5 protein-coding genes and 1 pseudogene are annotated in these 3,457 nt (G+C 33.9%); 2 read left to right on the forward strand and 4 right to left on the reverse strand.

Annotated elements, in window-relative coordinates:
- Nucleotides 1-65: 65 nt before the first annotated feature.
- On the forward strand, nt 66-731 hold the full coding sequence (locus BWGOE10_RS28985) for an ABC transporter ATP-binding protein (RefSeq protein ID WP_070145893.1): 666 nt from the start codon (nt 66-68) through the stop codon (nt 729-731).
- A 92-nt stretch (nt 732-823) separates the two neighbouring features.
- Here BWGOE10_RS28985 and BWGOE10_RS28990 read toward each other — a convergent pair whose 3' ends face one another.
- A complete protein-coding gene (locus BWGOE10_RS28990) occupies nt 824-1,006 on the reverse strand; it encodes an antitoxin VbhA family protein (protein WP_070145895.1) in 183 nt (60 codons plus the stop codon).
- Nucleotides 1,007-1,023: 17 nt separating this feature from the next.
- A complete protein-coding gene (locus BWGOE10_RS28995) occupies nt 1,024-1,803 on the reverse strand; it encodes a hypothetical protein (RefSeq protein WP_070145897.1) in 780 nt (259 codons plus the stop codon).
- An 87-nt stretch (nt 1,804-1,890) separates the two neighbouring features.
- Between BWGOE10_RS28995 and BWGOE10_RS29000 the strand changes: the two genes are divergently transcribed.
- Nucleotides 1,891-2,394, forward strand: a complete 504-nt coding sequence (locus BWGOE10_RS29000) for a class I SAM-dependent methyltransferase (protein ID WP_265340988.1) — start codon at nt 1,891-1,893, stop codon at nt 2,392-2,394.
- Between the two features lie 247 nt (nt 2,395-2,641).
- Here BWGOE10_RS29000 and BWGOE10_RS29005 read toward each other — a convergent pair.
- Nucleotides 2,642-3,073 (reverse strand): annotated as a pseudogene (locus BWGOE10_RS29005) (IS6 family transposase); the annotation flags it as partial.
- A 1-nt stretch (nt 3,074) separates the two neighbouring features.
- On the reverse strand, nt 3,075-3,305 hold the full coding sequence (locus tag BWGOE10_RS29010; RefSeq protein ID WP_070145899.1) for an aquaporin: 231 nt from the start codon (nt 3,303-3,305) through the stop codon (nt 3,075-3,077).
- Nucleotides 3,306-3,457 lie beyond the last annotated feature (152 nt).

Raw genomic sequence — 3,457 nt, forward strand, 5'->3', positions numbered from 1 at the left:
ACCTTTATACATTAAGTTAAAAAAATTAAATATATCTAACATATTAAAGAAAAAGGTGTAGAATATTGATCACATTAACTAACTTAAAAAAGTCTTATAACAATGGAAAAATGAGGCAGGAAATATTAAAGGGAATTAATTTAACTATTCAACAAGGTGAAATGCTTGCAATAAAAGGTCGCAGTGGTACAGGGAAGTCAACTTTACTACATATTTTGGCTGGATTAGAACAAGCAACTAGTGGAAATTATTATTTTGATAATAAGGATATTACACAACTTAATTATAAAGAAACGGCTGTTTGGAGAAAAAATAAAATTGGTTTTATTTTACAAAACCATGCCTTAATAGAAGAGAAAAATATATTTGATAATATTGCCCTACCATTATTGTATGCTAGAAAATCAAAGTCAGAAATAGAAGCTAAAGTAATATCTTTAATAAAACAACTAGAATTAGAGGACAAAACTTATCAATATCCACGAGAATTATCTGGAGGTCAATCTCAACGTGTTGCGATTGCAAGAGCTTTAATTAATGATCCAGAACTTATTTTAGCAGATGAACCAACAGGGGCACTCGATGTAGAAACTGAAGAAGTGATTTTAAACATTTTTAAACAAATAAACAAAACTGGAAAAACATTCATCTTAGTAACACATGATGATACAGTTTCTTCTATATGTAATCGAATTATTGAAATTAAAGATGGTTATATTAATGAACAATAAGGAAAAGATATCCCATCACCAATCAATAACATAAAATGCATACAAACAACTACTCCCACCTTAAAAAATAAGGTGGGGTTTTTATAGTATAGTCAATTTCCCTGTCCAAAACTTTCATTTAATTTTCTTCTCACTTCTTTCAAGAATTCTTCTTCAGAAATTTTCCCATCCAATTGTTTTTGGACCAATTCATCCTGGTCTTTATTAACATGGAAGCCCGATAATTCCATTGATTTTCGGGCTTCTTTCATCATTTCATCCTTTTTGTTCCTCATTTTTCTTCCTCTCCCTATTAAAACAGTTCTTTTAACCTAAATTTCTTCCATACCTTTACCCATTCTTTCATGTAAAATTCTTTCGTCTCTTCGTCAATTCCCTCATCGTTTTCCACCAAATTATGAAGATCTTTGATAATTTCTTCCCTATCTTCTTCTTCCACAATTGATACTATTGTAAAGAAACTATCTACATGCCCTTCATAAGTATTATATTCAACTTCCTCCTTTAAAATCGTCGCTGTGTCCGTGAAAAAATATTTAAAATATCCACTACCATAACCATCTTCGATCGGTTCCGAAACATTGTAATCCAGATCAGCTTCGTAATACCCGTTTCCATCTTGCAAGGAAATTTTTCTATAATTACGTCCATCGTAGAAATTGTAAACCTCTTCAAAGAAATTTGATAAATGATCTTTGCTATTCTTTTCCTTCAGCATCATTAGCACACCTTCATGGATTTCAAGTGGCAGCTCTTCTAATTGCATAAAATCAAAGTAGCTTTCTACATCAATTGCTTCTAATTCTTTTTCATAAGCCATGATAATATCTTTAACGTCGCTTTCTGTTAGTACATATTCATATTCACCGAATGTTTCTTCGTCTACATAAAAATCTTCATCATTTGTACTCCATTCATCCGGAGAAAACTCTTCTCCTTTTCCAATTGTAACTAAACCAACAAGGTTGATTTCCTTCTCAATGTTCTTTTCGGCAACTCCGAAATATTTGTTTTCTTCTTCATCCCTCGTAAAAAACTTAATACCCTCATACGCTTCAGATAATTTTTTCATATTATTTCCCCTCCTCTTTATTTTTCGTTTCTTACGATGCCGCGTTTTTTCAGTTCCCTGTACAAAGCAGCTCTTGAAACCTTTGTTATATCTACAATTTCGCTGACGATTCGTTCACGTGATTTTAACACCGGTGAAACAACTCAGTTTTGGGATGATTTTTATTCTAATCGTGAAAAAGGAATCCCCTTTTTTGCTAATAAACCAGATGAGAATTTAGTGAAATATTTTGAGGGGAAATTACTTAATCCAGGAAAAGTCCTGGAACTCGGATGTGGTCCAGGCAGGAATGCAATTTACTTTGCTAAAAAAGGATGTTTAGTTGATGCAGTAGATTTATCGCAAGAATCAATTCAATGGGCGACAGAACGAGCGAAAGAACAAAATGTAAATGTAAATTTTATTTGCGACAATATTTTTGACTTACAAATTGAAGAGGGAGCATATGATATTGTGTATGATTCAGGATGTCTTCATCACATTGCTCCACACAGAAGAATAAGTTATATAAATTTGGTAAAAAAAGCTTTAAAACCAAATGGGCATTTTGCAATCACTTATATAATGAAGAAATTTACTGGGAAAAAGTAAACAAACAATTATTTGAAGAATATGATGTACGATTCTTTCAGACTGATATTTTATTCCTTACAGGTACTTTATCAAAAGCTAGCTAGTGGAATATTTAATTAATGTCTACTTTATTGAATTTCATTTTTATTGTGTAGTTTCTATATAACAGAGAAAAAAGCACCCTATTTGGATGCTTACATGAGTGTTTAGGTTCTGTTGCAAAGTTTGTAAAAGCATAAACAGGTCGGTAAATGAGGAACAATATTTAGGAAGTAGCTTGTAATTGTTGAAGTTCATTGTACGTTGAAAAGGCGGAGTCTCTTTGCAAACCTCGCCTTTGTTTATATGGGGCATGAATGGTCTCGATACCTTTTATAGTACGTGAAGCATGACGAAAATTTTGGAATCCAGAAGATTTGACAAAGCGCCGTTTTACATGTCGATGATCCTGTTCAATCAGGTTATTGAGATGCTTGATGGTACAATGTTTCGTACGCGCATAAAAGTCGTTCTTTTTCAGTTTTTTGAACGCACAAAGCAAGGCTGGAGCCTTGTCTGTAGTAAGAACCGTTGGTTCTCCAAAAGCTTTGACAAGTCGCTTCATGAACATATAAGCTGCTTGATGATCACGTGTTTTTCGAAGTTGGAAATCAAGCGGATGTCCATCGCTATCAATGGCACGATATAGATAGCACCACTCACTTTCCATTAAGCGCTAGACCAATAGTAAAAGCAGGATTAATATGATTTCCACTAATCCCACCGAAGATAACAGCGGGAATCCCAACTGCAAATCCCCAACCGGTAGCTATCACCATCCAACCTGTTTTGTGGCCTTTTGCTCCCCTTAGGTGAACATTTGCAACAACACCATTTCCTAATATTACAAGTAAAGCAGTGGCAAATACTTCTGCGATGTATGCTGTCATATTCTCTCCTTTCTAGATATGTAAATTTTATCATTTTAGCCAAGAAGACTCCTTCCTCAAGGAACGCGAAGTGAGTAGGTGGGAGATGAATTGGCTTCGAACAAGGGATGGCAGGAAGCCCTCTTAATTGTTCGACATACATAAATAGTTAC

Origin of the sequence: Bacillus mycoides, assembly GCF_001757995.1 — a bacterium.
Taxonomy (GTDB): domain Bacteria; phylum Bacillota; class Bacilli; order Bacillales; family Bacillaceae_G; genus Bacillus_A; species Bacillus_A mycoides_B.

Coding starts and splice junctions, on each gene's coding strand:
- BWGOE10_RS28990 (WP_070145895.1), bottom strand. CDS start 1,006: ATGAGGAACAAAAAGGATGAAATGATGAAAGAAGCCCGAAAATCAATG.
- BWGOE10_RS28995 (WP_070145897.1), bottom strand. CDS start 1,803: ATGAAAAAATTATCTGAAGCGTATGAGGGTATTAAGTTTTTTACGAGG.
- BWGOE10_RS29010 (WP_070145899.1), bottom strand. CDS start 3,305: ATGACAGCATACATCGCAGAAGTATTTGCCACTGCTTTACTTGTAATA.